This window comes from Alkaliphilus flagellatus (genome assembly GCF_018919215.1).
GTDB classification, from domain to species: Bacteria; Bacillota; Clostridia; order Peptostreptococcales; family Natronincolaceae; genus Alkaliphilus_B; species Alkaliphilus_B flagellatus.
The window spans coordinates 502625-523070 of sequence record NZ_JAHLQK010000003.1 but is presented as its reverse complement, the minus strand read 5'-3'; the positions used below and the strand labels follow the sequence as shown (position 1 = coordinate 523070).

General features: G+C 32.2%; 27 protein-coding genes and 1 riboswitch. Of the genes, 1 reads left to right on the top strand and 26 read right to left on the bottom strand.

From position 1 onward, the window contains the following. Nucleotides 1–10: 10 nt before the first annotated feature. Complete coding sequence (gene modA, locus KQI88_RS10100) at nucleotides 11–802, bottom strand: molybdate ABC transporter substrate-binding protein (RefSeq protein WP_216416914.1); 792 nt, start codon at nucleotides 800–802, stop codon at nucleotides 11–13. Between the two features lie 268 nt (nucleotides 803–1070). Then, nucleotides 1071–1204, top strand: a riboswitch (molybdenum cofactor riboswitch). 192 nt (nucleotides 1205–1396) lie between these two features. Between modA and KQI88_RS10095 the strand changes: the two genes are divergently transcribed. Continuing rightward, nucleotides 1397–2275, top strand: a complete 879-nt coding sequence (locus KQI88_RS10095) for a substrate-binding domain-containing protein (protein ID WP_216416912.1) — start codon at nucleotides 1397–1399, stop codon at nucleotides 2273–2275. A gap of 112 nt (nucleotides 2276–2387) precedes the next feature. On the opposite strand, the gene hcp is transcribed toward KQI88_RS10095, so the two are convergent. The 25 genes from hcp to KQI88_RS09970 all read right to left on the bottom strand — a co-directional run bounded on the left by hcp (nucleotide 2388) and on the right by KQI88_RS09970 (nucleotide 20051). Beyond that, nucleotides 2388–4052 (bottom strand): hydroxylamine reductase, encoded by a 1665-nt coding sequence (gene hcp, locus KQI88_RS10090; protein WP_216416910.1) that lies wholly within the window; start codon nucleotides 4050–4052, stop codon nucleotides 2388–2390. 223 nt (nucleotides 4053–4275) lie between these two features. Next, entirely contained in the window at nucleotides 4276–4626 is a 351-nt protein-coding gene (locus KQI88_RS10085) for a hypothetical protein (RefSeq protein WP_216416908.1), read from the bottom strand. Beyond that, entirely contained in the window at nucleotides 4627–5244 is a 618-nt protein-coding gene (locus KQI88_RS10080) for a peptidoglycan recognition protein family protein (RefSeq protein ID WP_216416906.1), read from the bottom strand. A 4-nt stretch (nucleotides 5245–5248) separates the two neighbouring features. Further along, the gene (locus KQI88_RS10075) at nucleotides 5249–5473 is read right to left on the bottom strand and encodes a BhlA/UviB family holin-like peptide (protein WP_212380584.1); all 225 of its coding nucleotides are present in this window, start codon (nucleotides 5471–5473) and stop codon (nucleotides 5249–5251) included. A gap of 67 nt (nucleotides 5474–5540) precedes the next feature. Beyond that, nucleotides 5541–5678 carry a CD1375 family protein gene (locus tag KQI88_RS10070; protein ID WP_216416903.1) on the bottom strand — a complete coding sequence of 46 codons (138 nt, stop codon included), beginning with the start codon at nucleotides 5676–5678 and terminating at the stop codon, nucleotides 5541–5543. Next, nucleotides 5678–5842, bottom strand: coding sequence for a hypothetical protein (locus KQI88_RS10065; protein ID WP_216416901.1), 165 nt, complete (start codon nucleotides 5840–5842; stop codon nucleotides 5678–5680). Before KQI88_RS10065 ends, KQI88_RS10070 begins: the two co-directional genes overlap by 1 nt. Then, nucleotides 5842–7386, bottom strand: a complete 1545-nt coding sequence (locus KQI88_RS10060; protein WP_216416899.1) for a phage tail protein — start codon at nucleotides 7384–7386, stop codon at nucleotides 5842–5844. The genes KQI88_RS10065 and KQI88_RS10060 overlap by 1 nt, the downstream gene beginning before the upstream one ends. Next, on the bottom strand, nucleotides 7387–7752 hold the full coding sequence (locus KQI88_RS10055; protein WP_216416897.1) for a hypothetical protein: 366 nt from the start codon (nucleotides 7750–7752) through the stop codon (nucleotides 7387–7389). Between the two features lie 397 nt (nucleotides 7753–8149). Continuing rightward, nucleotides 8150–8335, bottom strand: coding sequence for a hypothetical protein (locus KQI88_RS10050; RefSeq protein ID WP_216416895.1), 186 nt, complete (start codon nucleotides 8333–8335; stop codon nucleotides 8150–8152). Beyond that, on the bottom strand, nucleotides 8335–9714 hold the full coding sequence (locus KQI88_RS10045) for a hypothetical protein (RefSeq protein WP_216416894.1): 1380 nt from the start codon (nucleotides 9712–9714) through the stop codon (nucleotides 8335–8337). Before KQI88_RS10045 ends, KQI88_RS10050 begins: the two co-directional genes overlap by 1 nt. After that, nucleotides 9714–10088: a hypothetical protein gene (locus KQI88_RS10040; RefSeq protein ID WP_216416892.1), complete on the bottom strand. Its 375-nt coding sequence runs from the start codon at nucleotides 10086–10088 to the stop codon at nucleotides 9714–9716. The genes KQI88_RS10045 and KQI88_RS10040 overlap by 1 nt, the downstream gene beginning before the upstream one ends. Further along, nucleotides 10085–10384 carry a hypothetical protein gene (locus tag KQI88_RS10035; RefSeq protein ID WP_216416891.1) on the bottom strand — a complete coding sequence of 100 codons (300 nt, stop codon included), beginning with the start codon at nucleotides 10382–10384 and terminating at the stop codon, nucleotides 10085–10087. The genes KQI88_RS10040 and KQI88_RS10035 overlap by 4 nt, the downstream gene beginning before the upstream one ends. Next, nucleotides 10381–11052 carry a putative phage tail protein gene (locus KQI88_RS10030; protein ID WP_216416889.1) on the bottom strand — a complete coding sequence of 224 codons (672 nt, stop codon included), beginning with the start codon at nucleotides 11050–11052 and terminating at the stop codon, nucleotides 10381–10383. The genes KQI88_RS10035 and KQI88_RS10030 overlap by 4 nt, the downstream gene beginning before the upstream one ends. Continuing rightward, on the bottom strand, nucleotides 11049–12122 hold the full coding sequence (locus tag KQI88_RS10025) for a baseplate J/gp47 family protein (RefSeq protein ID WP_216416887.1): 1074 nt from the start codon (nucleotides 12120–12122) through the stop codon (nucleotides 11049–11051). Before KQI88_RS10025 ends, KQI88_RS10030 begins: the two co-directional genes overlap by 4 nt. Then, on the bottom strand, nucleotides 12115–12525 hold the full coding sequence (locus KQI88_RS10020) for a DUF2634 domain-containing protein (RefSeq protein WP_216416885.1): 411 nt from the start codon (nucleotides 12523–12525) through the stop codon (nucleotides 12115–12117). The genes KQI88_RS10025 and KQI88_RS10020 overlap by 8 nt, the downstream gene beginning before the upstream one ends. Next, the gene (locus KQI88_RS10015) at nucleotides 12522–12881 is read right to left on the bottom strand and encodes a DUF2577 domain-containing protein (RefSeq protein ID WP_216416883.1); all 360 of its coding nucleotides are present in this window, start codon (nucleotides 12879–12881) and stop codon (nucleotides 12522–12524) included. Before KQI88_RS10015 ends, KQI88_RS10020 begins: the two co-directional genes overlap by 4 nt. After that, nucleotides 12881–13828: an XkdQ/YqbQ family protein gene (locus KQI88_RS10010; protein WP_216416881.1), complete on the bottom strand. Its 948-nt coding sequence runs from the start codon at nucleotides 13826–13828 to the stop codon at nucleotides 12881–12883. Before KQI88_RS10010 ends, KQI88_RS10015 begins: the two co-directional genes overlap by 1 nt. 4 nt (nucleotides 13829–13832) lie before the next feature. Then, nucleotides 13833–14489: a LysM peptidoglycan-binding domain-containing protein gene (locus tag KQI88_RS10005; RefSeq protein ID WP_216416879.1), complete on the bottom strand. Its 657-nt coding sequence runs from the start codon at nucleotides 14487–14489 to the stop codon at nucleotides 13833–13835. Beyond that, a complete protein-coding gene (locus KQI88_RS10000) occupies nucleotides 14482–16371 on the bottom strand; it encodes a tape measure protein (protein ID WP_216416877.1) in 1890 nt (629 codons plus the stop codon). Before KQI88_RS10000 ends, KQI88_RS10005 begins: the two co-directional genes overlap by 8 nt. A gap of 257 nt (nucleotides 16372–16628) precedes the next feature. Continuing rightward, nucleotides 16629–17054, bottom strand: a complete 426-nt coding sequence (locus KQI88_RS09995; protein WP_216416875.1) for a phage tail assembly chaperone — start codon at nucleotides 17052–17054, stop codon at nucleotides 16629–16631. A 95-nt stretch (nucleotides 17055–17149) separates the two neighbouring features. Next, on the bottom strand, nucleotides 17150–17623 hold the full coding sequence (locus tag KQI88_RS09990) for a phage tail tube protein (protein ID WP_216416873.1): 474 nt from the start codon (nucleotides 17621–17623) through the stop codon (nucleotides 17150–17152). Between the two features lie 15 nt (nucleotides 17624–17638). After that, entirely contained in the window at nucleotides 17639–18961 is a 1323-nt protein-coding gene (locus tag KQI88_RS09985; protein WP_216416872.1) for a phage tail sheath family protein, read from the bottom strand. A gap of 1 nt (nucleotide 18962) precedes the next feature. Further along, nucleotides 18963–19145 carry a hypothetical protein gene (locus KQI88_RS09980; RefSeq protein ID WP_216417001.1) on the bottom strand — a complete coding sequence of 61 codons (183 nt, stop codon included), beginning with the start codon at nucleotides 19143–19145 and terminating at the stop codon, nucleotides 18963–18965. A 5-nt stretch (nucleotides 19146–19150) separates the two neighbouring features. Further along, nucleotides 19151–19621: a phage tail terminator family protein gene (locus tag KQI88_RS09975; RefSeq protein WP_216416870.1), complete on the bottom strand. Its 471-nt coding sequence runs from the start codon at nucleotides 19619–19621 to the stop codon at nucleotides 19151–19153. A 49-nt stretch (nucleotides 19622–19670) separates the two neighbouring features. Next, nucleotides 19671–20051 (bottom strand): phage scaffolding protein, encoded by a 381-nt coding sequence (locus tag KQI88_RS09970; protein WP_216416868.1) that lies wholly within the window; start codon nucleotides 20049–20051, stop codon nucleotides 19671–19673. Between the last annotated feature and the right edge of the window lie 395 nt (nucleotides 20052–20446).

Below are 20446 nucleotides of genomic sequence, written 5' to 3'. Positions count from 1 at the left end.
GCTCCTTTAACTAATTTAAAACAAATCCATGTTTTTCAAGAATAGCACTACCTTCCTTTGATACAAGGAATTCAGCAAATTTAGCAGCTGCATCTTTATATTCTGTTTCTTTAATAATAGCTGCAGGATAAATTATTTTTTTATGTGAATCATCAGAAACTTCAAATAAAGTAACACCGTTTTCTAAAGCTAGAGCATCACTAGAATATACAAAACCAACATCAGAGTTTCCAGTATCAACATATGTCAATGCCTGTCTTACGTCCTTAGTAAATACAATTTTATCACTTAATTTTTCCCATAAATCATAATGTGTTAAAGCTTCCTCTGTGTACTTTCCTACTGGAACTGTTTCTGGAGTACCTACAGCAATATATTTTACATCTTCAGATAATAAATCTTCTATTTTAGACACTTTACCTTCCATGTCCTTAGTGCCTACAACAACTAATTTATTTTTTAATAGATCTTTTCTATCTTCAATAAGACCCTTTTCTTCTAGAGCATTCATTTGAGAAGCTCCAGCTGAAATAAAATAATCTGCTGTTGCCCCCTCTTCAATTTGCTTTTGAAGAGTTCCAGAACCAGCAAAGTTAAATTGTAACGTAATTCCATCATTTTCTTTTTCGTAAATATCTTTCATTTCATTAAAAGCATCTGTTAAGCTGGCTGCTGCAAAGACATTTAATGTTATTTCTTCGTTAACCTCCGGTACTTCTCCTTCTGTAGCCTTAGGTTTGTTGGTACATCCAGCTAAAACTAGAGAACAGATTAATAAAAGTAATACTATTTTTTTCGTCATTGTTCATCTCTCCATTTCGGTATGATTTATTTGGTAAAGAGTTATCGAACCACAAAAAAACATACCTCACCATTAGTATGATAGCCATACTACACTCTATTAAGAAGCTAGCCTAAGAAATAAGCATTCTATTTACCTATTTCACCTTGCATTATATATTTTTTGTTGTAAAATTTCAAGTGTGTTAAAAAAATATTAATTCACATAAAAAAACATACTAATTATTGACAGTTATATACCTATAAAGTATACTGAATTATAACGAACCAAAATTAAATATCTCCGAGTCAATATAACCTAAAGCATTTAACTGCTAAACAATGTAATGGTTTATTGACCTGTAGGGTATTGCAGGAAACTACAATGCCTCCCATTGTGGAAAGGAGTAAATATGCAGGAAGCTAGCCACTTTATAATACTGCTTATAACTACGCCTTTTTAGGTGTTTTTTTTCGTTAAAAAACTATCTACTAACTGGTATTTGCGCAATTGTCTTAATATTTTAAAAATTAGGAGTAGCAAACGACACATATCCTATACCTAAACGGTACAGAGTGTTGTTGTAGTTATAACATATTAAAGGAGATGAAGTACATGAAAAAAAGCTTTAGAAAATTATCTGTAATTGGATTATTACTATTATCGATTTTTATGGTATCCTGTTCTAGCCCAAAGACAACAGATGCACCAAAGCCAGATGACAATACACCTCCGGTAGTAGCTAAGAGCGAAATAATCCTTTCCACTACAACTAGTACAGAAAATAGTGGTCTTTTAGATTACATATTACCTAAATTTACAGAAGATACTGGATACGATGTAAAGGTAGTTGCTGTAGGAACTGGGCAAGCTTTAAAAATGGGTGAAGACGGAGATGCGGATGTACTATTAGTTCATGCTAAAAGTTCAGAAGAAGAATTTGTTAAAGCTGGACATGGTATTGAAAGATTTGATGTAATGTACAACGATTTCATTTTATTAGGACCTAATGAAGACACATTAAACTTAGCAGAACAAGCTAATAAGGATATAGTTAAAGCCTTTTCACTAATTAACGATGGAAAACAAACCTTTGTATCTAGAGGAGATGACTCTGGTACACATAAAATGGAACTAAACCTTTGGAAAGAGGCTAATGTGGAACCACAAGGAGATTGGTATGTAGAAGCAGGACAAGGAATGGGAGCAGTTCTTCAAATGACTAATGAGCTTAATGGATATACGTTAACTGATAGAGCTACTTATCTATCCATGATGGATAAGCTTGATCTTAAAGTAGTTGTAGAAGGTGACACCAAGCTATTTAATCAATATGGAGTTATTGCTGTTAACCCAGAAAAAAATGACAAAATTAATCATGACGGTGCTTTAGCATTTGTAGAATGGATGCTCTCTGATAATGGACAACAGCTAATTAGCGAGTTTGGTAAGGATACATTTGGACAATCCTTATTTATACCTAACGCAAAATAACTATAAAAAAATAAATAATCACTTGACCCAATCAGTGGTTATTTCTATACAATAATAAAAAACGAGGCTACCCTTTAAAGGATAGTCTCATTTTTATATATTTTTGTGTATATTATGCTTCTGCTGTTGCTCCTAAGAACATTGCCATGTCATCTTCTACATTTGTAATTCCACCAATACCAAAGTTTTCTACTAAAACATTAACGACATTTGGTGATAAGAATGCAGGAAGTGTTGGTCCTAAGTGAATATTTTTAACACCTAGGTATAGTAATGCAAGTAAAACGATTACAGCTTTTTGCTCATACCATGCAATGTTATATGAAATTGGTAATTCATTAATATCATTTAACTCAAATACTTCTTTTAATTTTAACGCGATTAATGCTAATGAGTAAGAGTCGTTACATTGTCCAGCATCTAATACTCTTGGAATACCGCCGATGTCACCTAGATCAAGCTTGTTGTATTTGTATTTTGCACAACCAGCTGTTAAGATTACTGTATCCTTTGGTAATTTTTCAGCAAACTCTGTATAGTAATCTCTACTCTTCATTCTACCATCACAACCAGCCATAACAAAGAATCTCTTAATAGCACCAGATTTAACTGCATCTACAACTTTATCTGCAAGTGCAAATACTTGCTCATGAGCAAATCCACCTATAATTTCTCCTCTTTCAATCTCTGTAGGAGCAGCACATTTTTTAGCATGTTCAATTATCTCTGTAAAATCTTTTATTCCATCTGCATTTTCTTTAACTCTCTTTAATCCTTCGAATCCTACTGCACCAGTTGTGTAAACTCTATCTTTATAGACATCTTTTGGAGGAACTAGACAGTTTGTTGTCATTACAATTGGTCCATTAAACGTTTCGAACTCTTTATCTTGTTTCCACCATGCATTTCCGTAGTTTCCTACAAAGTGGCTGTATTTTTTGAACGCAGGATAGTAGTTTGCAGGAAGCATTTCAGAATGAGTATATACGTCTACTCCTGTTCCTTCAGTTTGCTCAAGTAATTGCTCCATATCTCTTAAATCGTGTCCACTGATTAAGATAGCTGGGTTATTTTTAACACCGATATTTACCTTTGTAATCTCTGGATTACCATATGTTGAAGTATTAGCTGTATCTAATAAAGCCATTGCCTTAACACCAGTTTCTCCAGCTTTCATTGTAAGAGCAACTAGATCATCTGCTGTTAGCTTATCATTTAAAGTCTCAACAAGAGCTGTTTGCATAAATGTATAAATTTCATCATCTTCGTATTTTAAGTTATATGCATGCTCTACATATGCAGCTAAACCTTTAACACCAAATACGATTAAGCTTCTTAAAGATCTAACATCTTCATTTTCAATTGCTAAGTATCCAGCTTCTGCAGCTTTAGCTTCAAATTCTTCAACTGTGTTTCCAGTCCAGTGGGCTGCATCATGTGTAATATGATCCACATTTACTCCAGCCTTAATTACCGCTGCTTTTGTTTCTTCTCTTAATTCAATAGCTTTTTTAATTCTGTCAACAAATACAGCTTTATCAAAGTTTGCATTTGTAATTGTAGCAAATAATCCATCAGTTATAAACTTATCTACTTTATTTGTGTTTAAACCTGCTTTTTTAGCTTCTAAGTTGTAGAATGAAACTCCTTTTAGTATATAAATTAGTACATCTTGTAAGTTAGCTACATCGCTTGTTTTTCCACAAACACCTCTTACAGTACATCCTGTTCCTTTTGCGGCTTCTTGGCATTGATGACAAAACATTGAAACTGACATAATTCACATCTCCTTTTCAGATTCGTTTTTCTTTCTGTATATATACTATCATCATTACTATAGGTAGACTGTGATATATGTCACTAGGATTATTGATTTTTCTCACGAAAATTCTCTAATGCTATTGTATCAACTCCTGTTCCACTCAAAACCTGTGTCATCTCGATTGTATTGTTGAAGTATAAGTTTTGACGTACAGAATAAAAAAATAGGATAGCTTAAACTATCCCAATACTTCTTTATCATATCCTAATAAATTTTTGCCACTTGCTAAATATCTTTTTAAGTACTCTACTGCATCCTCAATCATCTCATCAATCTGCTTCTCACTATATAACAATTTTAAAATACTAGGAATAACCTCATAGATCCTTTCAACTACCATTGCATACTTTAATTCACCTGTTCCACTACCTAATTGCTTTTCAGCCTCTGTTACAAATGCTAGTACTAACTTTCTTAGAAAATCTTCTTTTCCTCTTTTATATAGCAATAATCCAATTGAAATAACAATAGTTGTACAAATTATATCAATTAAATTAGTCATTATATAAGTTTGTATTAACTTAATCATCTATTTTATCTCCTTCATTCTATATAGCATTGTTACTAGTTCCTCCCTAGTAGCAAAGTCCTTAGGTCGTTGTCCATCCGTAATACCTTTTTCTTTTCCCCACTCCCATGCTTCAATCGCCCATTCACTTAATCCTTGCTCCCTAATACTGTTCAGCTTCCATAATTCTTTTTCAATATCATTTATAAACTCATTCCATCTAGGTAAGATTAATCTTGGACAGTTCTTTCCATTCCATCTTTGGTGTGTAGTTATTCTGTCTACTCCCCAACCACGATTAAATAATAGATTTGCAATTAATTTAATAGCATTGTCCCACACCTTTTCTTGATTACCACTCTCACAAATTTCAACTCCTATGGAAGTCAAATTCCCTTGTTTGTTTCCTGAATGATAGGCTACTTCATCTAAGGGGATACACTCGACTACTTCCTTATCATCAATGGCAATATGAAAACTTGTAGAGCTAGTATTATATGGATTACTAAGCCATCCTCGTTCATTTCTAGCTGTACTGGTAGGATTGCCTGTGTTATGTATGGTGATCGTTTCAAGTTTCAATTTAGTTCCAGGTCTTTTATTTCCTTTTAGGATATGATCTACTATATAGTTATACATTTAATTAACTCCTTAATACAGCTTTTATTTCGTGTACATCTTGTTGTATATTATCTACAATTCCGAATTTCTCTGTAAGGTTTTTAATTACTGATTGATTTTCACTTATAGTTTCTTGATACTTTTTCTCTCTATGTCTGCTATCGTATAGTACATAAATAAAAAGAAATACATATAGTGATGCCCAAAGTCCATTTCCTGCCGCTAGTTTAAAAAGTGTTTGTTCCATATAGCACCTACTTTCTGATAAATTAAAGAAGGGCATAAAAAAAGCCCTTCTTGGGATAAATATCATCTTATATTTTTTCTTTTTCTTGTATTTCCAAGTATTCAGCAGCTGGAATTTTATATACTTCTGGAATGTCTTCTATAGTTCTCTTTTGGGTTTTAATAAGTAATCCATACACAGGTATCATGTATTCTCTTACAGTCATTACTCTTCTCCTCCTTTTAATTGTTCGACTCTACTTTTTAGTTCTTCTATTTCTTCATATAATATTGCTACTACTTCAAATATATCTGATTGTATCTCACTTTTATTCATTTCTTTTTCTTCTTTGATTTTTCTTAAATGTTTTTGATTAATTATTTCAATCATTATTCGAAAGCACCTCCAAATCCATGGATAATACATTCCTCTGTTGATGCACCTTTTTCTATAGTAAATTTTATATCTATACCCCATTTATCAGATATTTTGATATCGTTAGTAAAATTATAGTGTCTGCCTATAAGCACCTGTGAAGTAATATCTTCCCATGCTTGTACTTCATCGTAAGCATTGTTGCATGCTTCTATTTTTGTTATAGCACCTTCTGGAATTATCCAAGTTGGAGTAGCTAATATCTTCGTAGCCGCAATATCTGTTTCAATAGGACTTTTTAGTGTAAACTGGATTTTGTCGTCATACCTTTGAAAGACATAGTTTCTTACAGATGTAGCTCCATATTCGTCTATTGCTTCAATTTTGATGTTATGCTGTCCTATAGATAACTTAAACCAATCTTCTTTAGATATAGCAAATGTATTCGTTGCTCCATCTATAACAGTATATTCTTCTTTCTTGATTCCATTTAGGTATGTCTTTGTAGTTATTGCATTACTTTCATTATCCATTACGTTAAAGTCTACTGAAAAAGGTTCTGTTTTCTTTCCTAGGTTTTGATCTTGGTCTGATATTATAGGGGCTGTGTTGGTTCGTCTAAAAGTATATCTCCTATAAGCTATGCCACCTTGTTGATCATCAACTTTTATTTCCATAGTATTATCTGAATTTAAAGGTAAGGAGAATAGAGTTTCGTTTGTAATTTCTATCTCTACAGGCTGATTTCTAGGTGCTCCATTTATGGTCCTTATTGTAGATCCATTTAGTTTTTCTGTTACTATTAAGCTATCTCCTGCATCTACATCATTTACTTGATATGTTATTAAAAACCCTAAATTTTTATCACCTAAATTCTGATCATTACCTGAAATAGTAGGTGCTGTATTGTTAATTACAGTTCTAACAGGAGAAGTTCTATAATCACTATGACCGTTGTAAGTATTACCGTCAAACGCTCTAACTCTATAAGTAACTGTATTCCAACCTTTTGTTATGCTATCTGTATAACTCTTATTACTACCAGAGTAAATTTGTGTCCAACTTCCACCATTAGCACTTCTTTCTAATCTATAGGTTAAACTATCTCCATCTGCATCTGTAGACGCTCCCCAAGATATATTAAGAGATTCTCCACCTCTTACTGTTGTCGGTACTGTAATGGAAGAAGGCACGGTAGGCGTATTATTCAAAACCTCTATTTCTGCAATTACTGTATAAGTACCTGCGCTAGGTGTAGTGAAACTAAAAGCTCCATACCCTGTCCATTCCCCAGTTTCTTGAATTCGACTTATGTATTCATATCCACTAGAATTTATAATTCTAGACCTAAATTTTGTTCTTCTAGGGAAAGAATCTACTGGTCTAAGGAGTAATTCTGTTACTAATATGAAATCATCGCCAGATTCTTTCGTATATCCAACTCGCACCTCAATTTGATCCCAATGTGGACTACCAGCAGATTTACCAGAACATATCTCACCACTTTTTTCCCCTTTAGAGGTATAATACGATTCTCGTTTTACTTCAACCCACGCCATCTATATCACCACCCTTTTTCCTACTTCGTCATACACTCCATTAGTTAACTCAACGCTATCCAAATTAGCAAAATTAACAACAAATATATTATCTGTAAAATTATTGAGAGCAGCATTTTTAAGTATTGCTACTTCTACAGCTAATGAAGTTATATCATTTCTATTTATCTTGGCTTGCCTATTTGCTTGATAAATACCTTCATCCATATGGTTAAGTTTATTAGCACTAACAGGTGTACCAGTTTGAAGTATCTCTCCCTCATCAGGAATATGTGTTACTGAGCCATCTTGATTTTGTATTTCTCTGAATGTGCCTGGTCTTTCTGATATATGATCCTGCCAGCCTATCTTAATGTATTCATTCATTCTATAACCTCCATTACTTTAATATAAAATACTACTAGAAGCCTTCCCTAGTTGCATTTTTAGTGCTTGTTAAGGGATTTCTAGTAGCATCTTTCTATCCATACTAATTAACTTAATGTTTTGCGTATCCCAACTATATAGTATCATCAATCGTTATGAATAGCTTAATAACACTATCTAGAATTTACATCATATATAGTGGAATATACTTATTTTTTCTAAAATTCTAGTAAATGACTGTATTATTTTTTAGTTATAATATTCTATAATTCTCCTTCAAATTAGCTTGTTAAAATTTTCTACAGGAATTTGGTGTACTTCTGCAAAGTTTTTAATTTATCTTGTCCAGTTTTAACAAGTAAGCCATACACTGGAATTATATACTCTTTCTCAGTCATTATTCTTCACATCTTTCTAATTGCTCTACTCTATTTCTTAAATTTATATTTTCACTTCTCAATTCTTCTACTTCTTCATAAAGCATTGCTAATACTTCAAATGTATCTGCTTGAATATCTTCTTTTTCCTTTTCTTTTTCTTCCTTAATCTCTAATAAAGATTTCTTATTAATTATCTCAATCATTATTCAAAGGCACCTCCAAATCCATTAATGGCGCATTCTTCTGTTGCTGTGCCTTTTTCTATAGTAATTCTTATGTCTATGCCCAACTTATCTGCTATTTTCACATTGTTAGTGAAATTATAGTGTCTGCTTATAAGGACCTGTGAAGTAATATCTTCCCATGCAGGCATTTCATCGTAAGCATTGTTGCAGGCTTCTACTTTTGTACTAGCACCTTCTGGAATTATCCAAGCTGGAGTAACTAATATTTTTGTGGCCATTATATCTGTTTCGATAGGATTTCTCAATGTAAATTGAATCTTATCGTCAAACCTAGTGAATGTATAATTTCTTACTGCTGTTGCTCTATGTTCATCTGTAGCTTCAATCTTGATACTGTGTTGCCCTATAGGTAGCTTGAACCAATCGACTTTAGGAATAGTAAATGTATTTGTAGCTCCATCTATAACTTGGTATTCTTCCTTCTCGATTCTATCTAGATATGTTTTTACTGTTATTGCATTGCCTTCATTATCAGATGCAGAAAAATCTACACTAAATGGTTCTATTTTTTGTCCCAAGTTTTCATCTTGACCATCTATGATAGGAGCTGTATTTGTTCTTCTGAAGGTATATCTCCCATAAGCTATTCCTCCGTTTTGATCGTCTACCTTTATTTCTATAGTGTTATCTGAATTTAGGGGTAAAGAGAATATTGTTTCATCTGTAATCTCTATTTCAATGTCTTGATTCCTAGGTGCTCCATTAATAGTTCTTAATACATCTCCATTTAGCTTTTCAGTTACAACTAAGGTATCAGAAATATCCGTATCATTAATTTGATAAGTTATTAAGAATCCTAAGTTTTTATCTCCTAAATTACTGTCTTGTCCCGAAATTGTAGGTGTTGAATTTACTAAGCCTTTTCTTACATACCAATATCCATCTGAATGTTTCCCATCCATAGGGTATTGATTTGCTGTTCCTGTTACTCTTGATATATAGCTTCCTTTTTTATATACCGTAGTTAATTCGCTTTGATAATACTTCTTATACACGATCCCATGTCCATTGCCATAGTCCCTATAATCATCATAAACATATAAAACTCTATTGCTATGTCTACTTGGAATGCTATATAAAATTAAATCTTCTAGTTTTGTGCCGTCTGCTAAGGGACTTTTAGAACCTCCATACAAAGTTCCAACTCCAGAAAAACGACCTGTACCTTCATCAAAACTGTACTCTTTATATCCATGCAAAACATCACTCAAATAACCATCATCTGGACCACCCCAACTAAACCAATTACCTTCACTAACCTCTCTACCATCTATTTGTTTCATATAGTACTTATTCTCAGTTTTTACCTCATATTTATCATAATAATACTTAGCCATTATATCACCAGCCTTTTTCCTGCTTCGTCATAAACTCCATGAGCAAGCTTAATACTATCCAAGTTCGCAAAATTAACAACGAATATATTATGTGTGAAATTATTTAGAGCAGCATTTTTTAATATTGCAACTTCAACAGCCAATGAACTTATATCATCTTTATTGATTTTAGCTTGCCTATTTGCCTGATATATACCTTCCTCCATGTGGTTAAGCTTACTGGCATTAACAGGAGTACCCTCTTGAAGTATTTCACCTTCATCGGGAATATGTGTTACTGAGCCATCTTGATTTTGTACTTCTCTGAATGTTCCTGGTCTTTCTACTATGTGATCCTGCCATTTTATTTTTATATACTCATTTAGAGTGCTCATTCTGCCACCTCCACTACTTTAATAGAAAATACTACTAAAAGTCCTCTTGTAGCATCTTTCTCTATACGCTGAGGATTTTCTAGTAGTACATTTCCGCTCTTACTTATTAACTTTATATTTTCTATATTTCCAACTATAGTATCATCAAGCATTATAAATACTTTAATAGTATTAGCATCTATTGATGATCTGTATATCTCTAATATTTTAATTTCTTCTTTCATTTCTACTTTTGTATATTCAACTAGATTTAATATACTCTGTGCTATTTCTTGCATTCCTTTTGTAGTTATCACAGTTTCGCCTCCTTGCTTTTAAATGTACCTGTCATGAAGTACCGTTGAGAAGTATTCGTTTTATTTGTATTAATATTTAATTGAGTACTAAAATATGTTCCTGACGTCTGAATATAAGGTTTAGTCCCACATAAAAAAGTTCCGCATATGGAATATGGGACTTCATATTTTTGGATATAAGTATTTAATTTAAAATCTGAATTAATTTTCAATCCTATAATAATATTTATGTTAGCAGGCAGTACCTTTTTAGTTAAATCAGTTATTTCACGTAATCTATTTTTTGATTTTAATCCTGCAAAAATAGATACTTCATATTGATTATAGTTAATATTTAAATCATATCCATCTGTACCGCATAATTGGTTAAGTAGTTGTTTGAGGATCCCATAGGTATAAGGTAATTGTTCGTTAAGCCTAGTTACTATTATAGATGCTCTATCTTCTAAGGTATGATTCACCTTAGGAACTATCTTAAGTATCTTTTCCCATCTTTTAATTCCATTTACAGTAGCTATATTTACAAACTGATCATCAAATATATTTTGAATATTGTTCCATATTAAAGAAATTTCAGGATTCTCTGCTTTAGAAATCTCCTGAAATTCCTTAATTTCTTTTATTATCTTGGGCAAATAACTGGCTATATCTATTTCTCTTTGTATCATGCTGTGATCACATCCAACTTAGGTATACTGTTAGCATCTAGAACCAGATTTTGCTGCACTCCATTGATAGATGTATCTTGAATATCCAGTATTCCAGTAACATCAAGGAGCCTTACTTCTATTTGACTGATACGAACTACTAAATTGCTACTACCTGCCCACTCTTTAGCTAGATCGTTATAATATTCATTGATCTTATCCTCAACATAAGGTTTTATATCTTCCCATACATATCCATCTTGAAAAGTTATATTAGTGGTTATAGTAGTTAATGTCTCCGATACTCCCTCTACAGTTACCTTATGTCCTATAGGGGCTATGCCTACTCCTTGTCCAGAGTTATTAATTGGATCTATTATAGTTTGCACTGTACTGATTAATGATGTAGAAGGCATTTTATATTCGCTATCTATTATTACCAGTTTAACTGTGCCTCCACCATTCCATACAGGATAGACCTTTACTCCTCCTACCCCTTGAATCTTGTTAATCTTTTCTTTATAGTCTGCAATATTCCCACCAAAGGCCTCGGACTCAAGGGAATTAAAGTATCTCTGCCTTAAACTTTCTGTTTCTTCCTCATCTTCACCTGGAATTAATATCTCAATAAGTTCTCCAGTTGCAAGATGTTGTATATACTCAATAGGAATAATACTTCCAAAGTACTTATTTCCGATACTACCAGCAGTTTCACATTCCATTTTGTATTGTCCTTTTTCAATTTTCTCTACTGCTACATAGTTCAGATCATCTAAAGAAAATCTACTGCCTATAGGAATATCCAATAAATTACCTTCTCTATTTTTAAATACACCTTTTAACAATGCTTTAGTAGCAGGATAAGGATTTATACCTCTCTCGGCAGTTCTCTTAATTAAATACTCTCTGGTTGCTGTATCTGCAAAGGTTTCATTAAGTATCACATCCATTTCTATATAGGACATCGCCAGTTCCGCAGCTGCTGGCGCCAAAGCATCATATATAATTGATCCCTCTCTTTTATCAACATTATTAGGAACTCGTGCTAACATTCTCTCAAGAATTACTTCGAAGGTTTGTTTTTCATACAATATTATTCACCATCCTCTCTACCTGCACATCTCCAAAAACTGTATTCACTGTAAAGGTGACATGTAGATCCCCTTTATTAGAACTGAATACAAAATTATCTACGGAATTTATCCTATCATCTTGAAGAAGTGCTTCTGTTATTCTTTTCTCCAAATTAAAATGTGCAAAGTCTTTAGGTTTTCCAATTAAATCTTGAAGTTCTATGCCATAGTTCCAGCTATATATAGCATAATTATATCTTTCAGTAAAAAGAATCTTATATATGGCTTGTTTAACTGCATCAATACCATCTGTATAACCTAATATTCTTTTATTTTCTAAATCTATCCTATAAGTATTGCTTGGATATTCTACAATCTCAAAGTCGATATCGTTATCTGTTACAATATTTTGTGGTATCATGCACTCACCACCCTATTGAGAACTATAAACTGTTGTCCACCTTGTACTCTTAAAAGCAAAACTTTTTCTCCTACCTTAAGACTATTATGGTGAATATGTTTTTTCTTACCTATATATTTGTGTTTGTGTAGTTCAAGTGATCCGCTTTGTTCTACTTCATCATCTACAGTAATTTCTACTTCTTTATCAATTACATTGTCTGTTAAAAGAAGAAAACTAGCTGGAATAGCTAGTCTTTGCTCAATTGTAATTACTAAAGGCTCTATGGAAGTAACGGTACCTATTAAAGTTTTCACAGGAGAAGAAGTATCTACTGCTTCAACTCCTGCTCTTTTCATCAATTTTAAAAGCTGCATTATAATCGCCCCTCTAGTTTTAAATCCATAAAATGCTCGTTATTAGAAAATCTATGTGTAGCTCCCTCAATAAGCATATGATTTTGAATACTGATATCTCCAATATTAGGCAAATTAATTTCTAGATTAGTTCCTGCTCTGGCTCTGATATCACCTATTGCATTTTTAATACTTAGGATTTTGTTTTTTCTATTATATAGTTCAAGCAATGCATTTGCTTTAGCCTGAACGTTAGTCTTTTCATCTATTTCCTCAAAATATTGAAGTTTACCCCAATTCTTTATACTATTCTTATCTTCTGCTGGGGGAATTTCTCCTCCTACATTGTCTTTATCTTTGAAAGATAATTTTATGTGGTTATATACATTATCTAAAGATGTTTTGTAGTCGAAGTCTTCCGCCGTGTTATCATCTACTTTTAGGTTTATTCTCATAGACTCCATATTTTTTAATGTTAATCTCCCAAAATCGTCATAAAGAACATATAGCTTTTTGGTATTATCGAAGGTAAGTTTTATAGCGTCATATATAATATCCAATAAGGTCTCATTATGTCTAGCTCTTTCAACAATTACATATCCTGTATCTTCGACATCCCCTATTTTAAGATTTTGTTGTGATGCAATAATTTTAAGTACATCAGAAGCTTTTTTATTTTCATAAAGATAACTGTCTTTGTACTTTAAATACCTAAGCTGGTCATATGCTGTAACTTTTATAATCTGATCTTTGTTTCTTGCCTTATCCCATACATAGCCAAAGAATACATTTTTATCATTTACTCTAAACCTTACAGAGTTACCCTCTTGAAAATTAATTATCTCATCTTTTAAAACATTAAATTCTAATTTTCCGGGGGATCCTAATCTCTCGGTAGTCCAAATAATGTCACCTTCAATTAATGGACTGTACAAATTTCCATTATTCTCAATTATTAATTCATACATTAAATCACCTCAACCTTAAAACCTGACCTGGGAAAATTAAATCAGGATTTTTAATATTGTTTAAAGTAGCTATTTCTTTATATTTGCTACCATCCCCCAACTGTTTTTTGCAAATAGTCCATAACGTATCTCCTGAAATTACAGTATATGATTTCACTGGCTCTTTTGCAGGTCTTTCTTCTACAATTACAAACTTAGGTGTTTCACTATCCGAAGACGACTCAAGCATTTTTAGAGTCTGTGTAGTATATCTTTTATATTCTTTCAATTCTAATGAAACAACAATATCCATTCCATTACTACTATCTTCTATAATGCTATAACTCTCTAAGGTTACTTCCATACGTGTCATAAATAAAGAATACCCTGCAGGAGTTAGGCTATTTAATTCAAATATAAAGGGTTTTTTTCCTGTTATAAGTTTTTTAAAAAGATCTAAATAATACAGTGGTTCTTTAAATCCATTTTCATATACAGCAAAAGGATATTCTACCGAAGGAAGCAATACTTCAAAACTTATCTCTGTAAGTCCTGGTTCTTTCAAAATATTTACTTCTCCAAGGTTCATTAAATCTACTGTTTTACTCTTAGTATTTATTTTACGAGCAATCTTGGAAGGAGCTACTGGAAGCTTAACATTATCAATGGAACAACTATACATTATAATCACCCTCCGCTTCGCTTTCTATTGCTTCCGATAAACGTTCCTCTATTCGTGTTATAATTCCATCAACATCGGCTGTTTCTCTTACGTCTCCGAAGCTATTAGATACTTCAAGTTTTACATCTCTCAATACAGTTCTATCGATTACTTCTCTCTCTGCTAGGTCTCTCATGTATGTTAAATCTTCTTCGGCAATTTCCATGGTGTCTTTTAAAGCATTAGTATTATCTGCTATATTTGCTATATTCTCTACTACATTGTCTTGTTTAAATGGAGGTTCAGGATTGAAATCAGTTGTTTGTTCCATCTGTGCCGCATTTATTTTCAGTTGCCTCTTAGCTTCTTCTACTCCAGCATCTTGTTGCATTTGTTTTATAGCTGCATCCCTTTCAGCTATGCTTGCTTCAACTTCAGCTCGATAATTTTCTAAGTCTGCCTCACGTGCTTTTTTAGCTACATCATTTTCAAGCTCTGCTGTTGTAGCAAAATTTACTTTTTGCACTGCTTCTATAGAAACAATAGGAAGTTGGTTAACTTTATCTATAAAACTATTTATAATTTCAATAGAACCATTAACCATTTTTTGAAGAGCGCTAAGCACTCCTACTCTCATATCTCCCATGGAATTTTGCATAGCAACATCAACTTCTTTAAATTTAAGTCCTAGTTTATCGAATAAATTCATTACAAAGTATATACCTTTAAAAAAACCAATTTTAACCCCATCCCATGCTGTCATTATAGCATTCATTGTAATAAGCCAAGCAATTTGAAGTCCCCCAACAGATTGAACCCATTTGTATATTTCCATAATAATTACACCTATAACTACTGCTACTGGTACAAGTGGATTAGCCATCGCAGCTATAGCTAATGCAGCTGCTTTTGCATACAAAACTTTAGCTGCTAGTAGACCTATGGCTGTGGCTACACCTACTACAATCGGTTCTACTGTTGCCCAATTTTGAGCAAGAAAACTTATAAATCCTAATAGTGGTTGAGATAACATAATTACTTTGTTTATAACAGAAGTAAATATCTGTGCCCAAGTCATAGGCATACTCTCCAAAGCTGCATTAGTTTCATTTGCTGCACCAAACATAGCATTTTTAAAAATATCTGCTGTTATTTGACCTTCCTGTGCCAAATTAATAACTTCCTCAGTACCTATTCCTATATAACCAGCAATCGCTTGAATTATTGTAGGTACTTCGATAAATATACTACTTAATTCTTCATCACTTAAAACACCTTGAGCCATTGATTGCGTTAATTGACTCATTATGGAATCAATATCTTGTGCTGATGTGCCGGAAATTACAAAATGTTTATTTAGCTGTTCAGTAAAAGCTATTATTTCATCATTGCCACCAAAAGCATCTTTAGCCATTGTTCCCATTTTAGCAACTACATCAGCCATAGCCAGATATGATCCTCTTGACCTTTCAGCGGATTGGAATATCTTTTTCTGTAATTCTTCAACTGTATTAAACTCGCCTACCATGGATGCAAGACTTGCTTTTGTAGTAGCCATTTGATCGGACAATGCCAAAATATTTTCTACACTAAAATCAAGACCTATTGTGCCTGCCATTCCTTTAAAAATATTTAAAAGTCCATCTGCAGCATTTTGACCTTCCTCTATATCTTCATTCAAATCTTGTTGGGCTGCACTAGCATCTATTATGTACTGCTCCATCACATAGAAATTTGATATATTGTTTGATATATTATTATTTACTGTGTTGTACAATCTCGTTGAAGTATTATTTATAGAATTGGACAACCGCAAATAATTATTATTTATAGAATTGGATAACCGCAAATAATTATTATTTGTTTCATTGTGTAAGCTTATAGAATTATCAACTGTTGCCAAGCTATCACCGCCTTTCATTAAAAAATATTATAAGAAAAGTGTTCGTAATTTTAATTTCATTAAATATTTTTATCTCTTTGTTCTAGATTTGCTATTTATTTTTTTAGCCTCTTTTTTATCATTTTCAGCTTTAATCTGAATAAAACCTATAATTACAGCCTTTTCTTTTCTATCTAAGTTTAAATATTGGGAGGGGAGCATTTTAAGCTTATGAAAACAATAGTAAGCATAATTAGCATCTGCATCCCCTTCCCTTACTAGTTTTTTGCTTCTTCAACCAGTTCTTCCATTCCTACATCAAAGCCATTGATTTCTTGAATGTGTCTTAGAAACTCAGCGTATTCTCCCGGAAGCAGCATTTTCTTAAGTAATTCTTCAGATCCCATAGCTTTATAGCTATCTTGTAAAGCTACATCATGTAGATTAGGATATACAGTACAAGCTACAGCTAATTTACCTAAGTATTTGGAGTAATCTATTTCAGGAACAAAGATGTTCTTTTTGCCTGGTACTGGTACCTTTTTAGTACAAGCCTTTTTTATAGCCTCATCTTCATCACTGGTTATTGGTTTAATTTTCCATTCAATGGGCTTTCCATTCTCCATAAATCTTTTTGACACAACTAATTTAATATCTTCTGTAATTTGAACATTATCTGCCATAAATGCACTTAATCCACTCATTAATTATCATCCTTTCATATTTTAAAAATTCATCTTATACTATATACATAAACTTACATACTCTTTAATTGAAAAGGGTCCCAAAAGGGACCCAATTATATTTTCATACCTGGTAAAACATTAAATTTTTCAGGCATCTCGAAATCTTCAAATGTAAACTCAAAATCTTCACTGAGGTACTCAGCCTCTGCATCAATTTTTGCTAGAATTCCACCATCAATATTGCAATCTTTTAAGATTACAGTCTGTCTTCCAACCATACTTGTAGGATCTTCATTCGTTATTTGCATATCGAAGTAGAAATCTTGTCCTGTTTTAGCATATCTGTATAAAAGTTCTCTAAAAATACTGGTGTTATAATGGAAAGTAGCACTTCCTGTACCTTCCCATCCAGTAGACTTATTTCCTTTCCCAGTCCTACCTAATATAGGTACTTTAACCTTTGTTTTACTCATTTTTACTTCTATATTAGTAGCCTGCATAAAGTTGTATCTATTTCCTTCTACAGTAATAAAACATTCTGCTAAAGATCCACTCATTGCATCCATTGCATTCATAGTTTCAACCATAATCTATCCCTCCATCTATTCAACTATAGTAGTAACATACAGCTTAGTCATAGCTGTTATAGGCTTTATATACTTAGTTACTACTACTGATTTTTTATCATTTCCTGCATCTACGGTTATATCATCAGCTTTAAAATTTTCTATGGCTGATATTTTTTGCATTTCTTTTCCTAACTCTACAATATCATTCCAAAATGCTATTCTACCTGCATCATTGTTTTGCACCTTTCCTAGATATCTGGTGTTGAATATTAATGCTGTATCTATAGCATCTTGATCCAGAGTTCTTATCACTTGATTAGAATTAAAATCTTCACTCTTGTCTACAGTAAAAGAAGTAAATGTATTAATATCATCTAAAACATTTACTTTATCACCTACTTTATGGAACATAAACCTACCAGTTTTTAATCCAGTTTCAAGTTCAGATTGCTTATAGTTTACATCAATAATATGCTCCCCATCATAGGACTTGTTAGCTATGGACTTATTAACAGGACACCCTGCTACTTGACCAGCTACCCAGTAGATTAAATCTCCTTCTTTTACCCCTTCACCTAAAGCTTTATTTTCTACAGAGATTATACCTTCATAATCAGCTGCATTCTTTCTATATACTACAGTTTGGAATTTAACTCCATGTTCATCTCTCATTCTCTTAGTGAATTGAATAAACAAGTCTTTAACTAAATCATCAGTACCAGCATAGCCTAAAGTGTTAAAACTAAAAGCTTCTGCTTTATCAAGGAATGAAACATAGGCGTTACCATCTACTGTTCCATTAGTTCCACCTGTTAAGGAAATTCCTGCACTGGATGTAGCTATTCCAGTACCACTGAATACAACAAAGTTATTAGCTTTTAATTCTTCAATAGTAGCTACAGTTTGTTCGTCAACTTTCTTACCTTCAAGATAAGTAATTACATCGAACTTAGCTTCATCATCAATATTAACCTGCACCGCTACTTTAATGTCATTTCCTCTAGTTCCACTATATTTAGCTGTTATAGTTAATGGTTCTGCCACTTTACTAGCTTTAGTTCCTCCAGAATTAATTCTATATACATATGCAGTTTTCGCACCTTTAAAAATTTCTCTTAAAGACTTCATCTCTGTGGATATATATGAATATCCAAATATATTTAAACTATCTTTTTGCAGATTTGCTGCTTCAACAGTAATAACTTCATCTTCAGCACCCCAATTCAGTTCTAGAGGAATTGCAACATAACCTATATCACTTAGATTAGCAGAAACTCTAGTTGCTGAAATAAAGTTAATATACGAACCCGGTAAAATTTTATTTTGTGTTAAAAATGTACCTCCACCTAATGCCATATTACTTCACCTTTCTTTCTTTAAATTTTTTCACTAAATCATTAACCTCATCTAGCGAATATGTTTTTTCTTCTTCTAGTAGAATGCTTAATACATCTCTAGAATAATTAATACTTTTGCTTCTTAAAATTTGCTCCTTAGCGAATAATGTATTAGTAATTTCACCATTCTTCTTTTTAGCCAAATAAATCACCCTTTCCTTTTGCTCAATTGTTCAAGATCTCCCATAAACTCGTGTTTATTAGAAGTTTTTAGTATTGGGAAGTTAAATTCTATAGAAAAACTTAATTCTGTATCTGTTACCTCTAAGCTCATTTTACTGCCTCTCAACAGCATATCGTTACTTTCTACGTACTCTAGGCAATTTAAAAGTTTGTCTCCTACTTCATCACATTGAGCCAGTTCACTTCCGTTTTTTATAGGATAAAATTTTATTACAAAGGAATTGTTCTTGTAATATCTTTGTCCTATCTTATGAATCTGAGAAGATTTTACATGCCTAATAAAAAAAGCAGGTAGATTTAAATCCTGCTTAGTTTCTTCCATTTCAGTATAAATAGAATACTCTTCTCCAAATACGGTCTTTAGCTTTTTACTAATACCAACTTTAATATCTTCAATTCTAGTCAGTGTCAGACACCTCCTTAAGATACTTAGCATTACTTTTTAACTATAAATACATGCTTCATTTTTATGAATGTAGTCATTGTCAGTCAAGTAAAAAATCTAACATAGCTTTTGCAGTCTTTATACTTTTTATCTTTTGATCTCTTAAATAAATTTCTGTCGATTTTTCTTTTTGTAATGCATCAATCTTGCTTTCATAACTTTCTTTATTAATTTTGTTTAATTCCTCTAATGCCATTATTTTAGTTACCAATTCTTCCTTTTCTGTAGCTTTAATCTTTAACCTATTAATTTGGCTCTCTTTATCTTCTACTATCAACTTTAATTCCTTATATTTGCTATTTACTTCTGTAAATCGCCATATAGGTACATATTTATCTTTAATAGTAGATTTATGAATCTCTAATATTTGTTTTGCTACTTCGTTTGTAACTCCTAATTTTAATAATTGTTGTAATGTCATTATTTTATTTCTCCTTTAAAATTTACGCTTTTTTACGTGGGTATCGTCCACGAAATAAAAAACCCCACCATATTTGGCAGGGAGTTATATAGCTATAATAACTTTTGTATATTTCTTTTTCATACTATCATATTAACATGACTTTTTTGACATTGTAATGACATCTTTTATTAGATAGTCATGTCACTAGATAATAAAAATTCCCCTACTATTTAGTAGAGGATATTTAAATTTAAAAACTTTGTGCAGTTCTTTTTCATATTACCATATTAACACGATTTTTTTGACATTGTAATGACATGTTATTATTAAATTATAATCTAACCTAGATAATAAAAATCCCTGCTATATTTAGCAGGGCATCTAGTCATAATAGTTCTTGTACATTTCTTTTT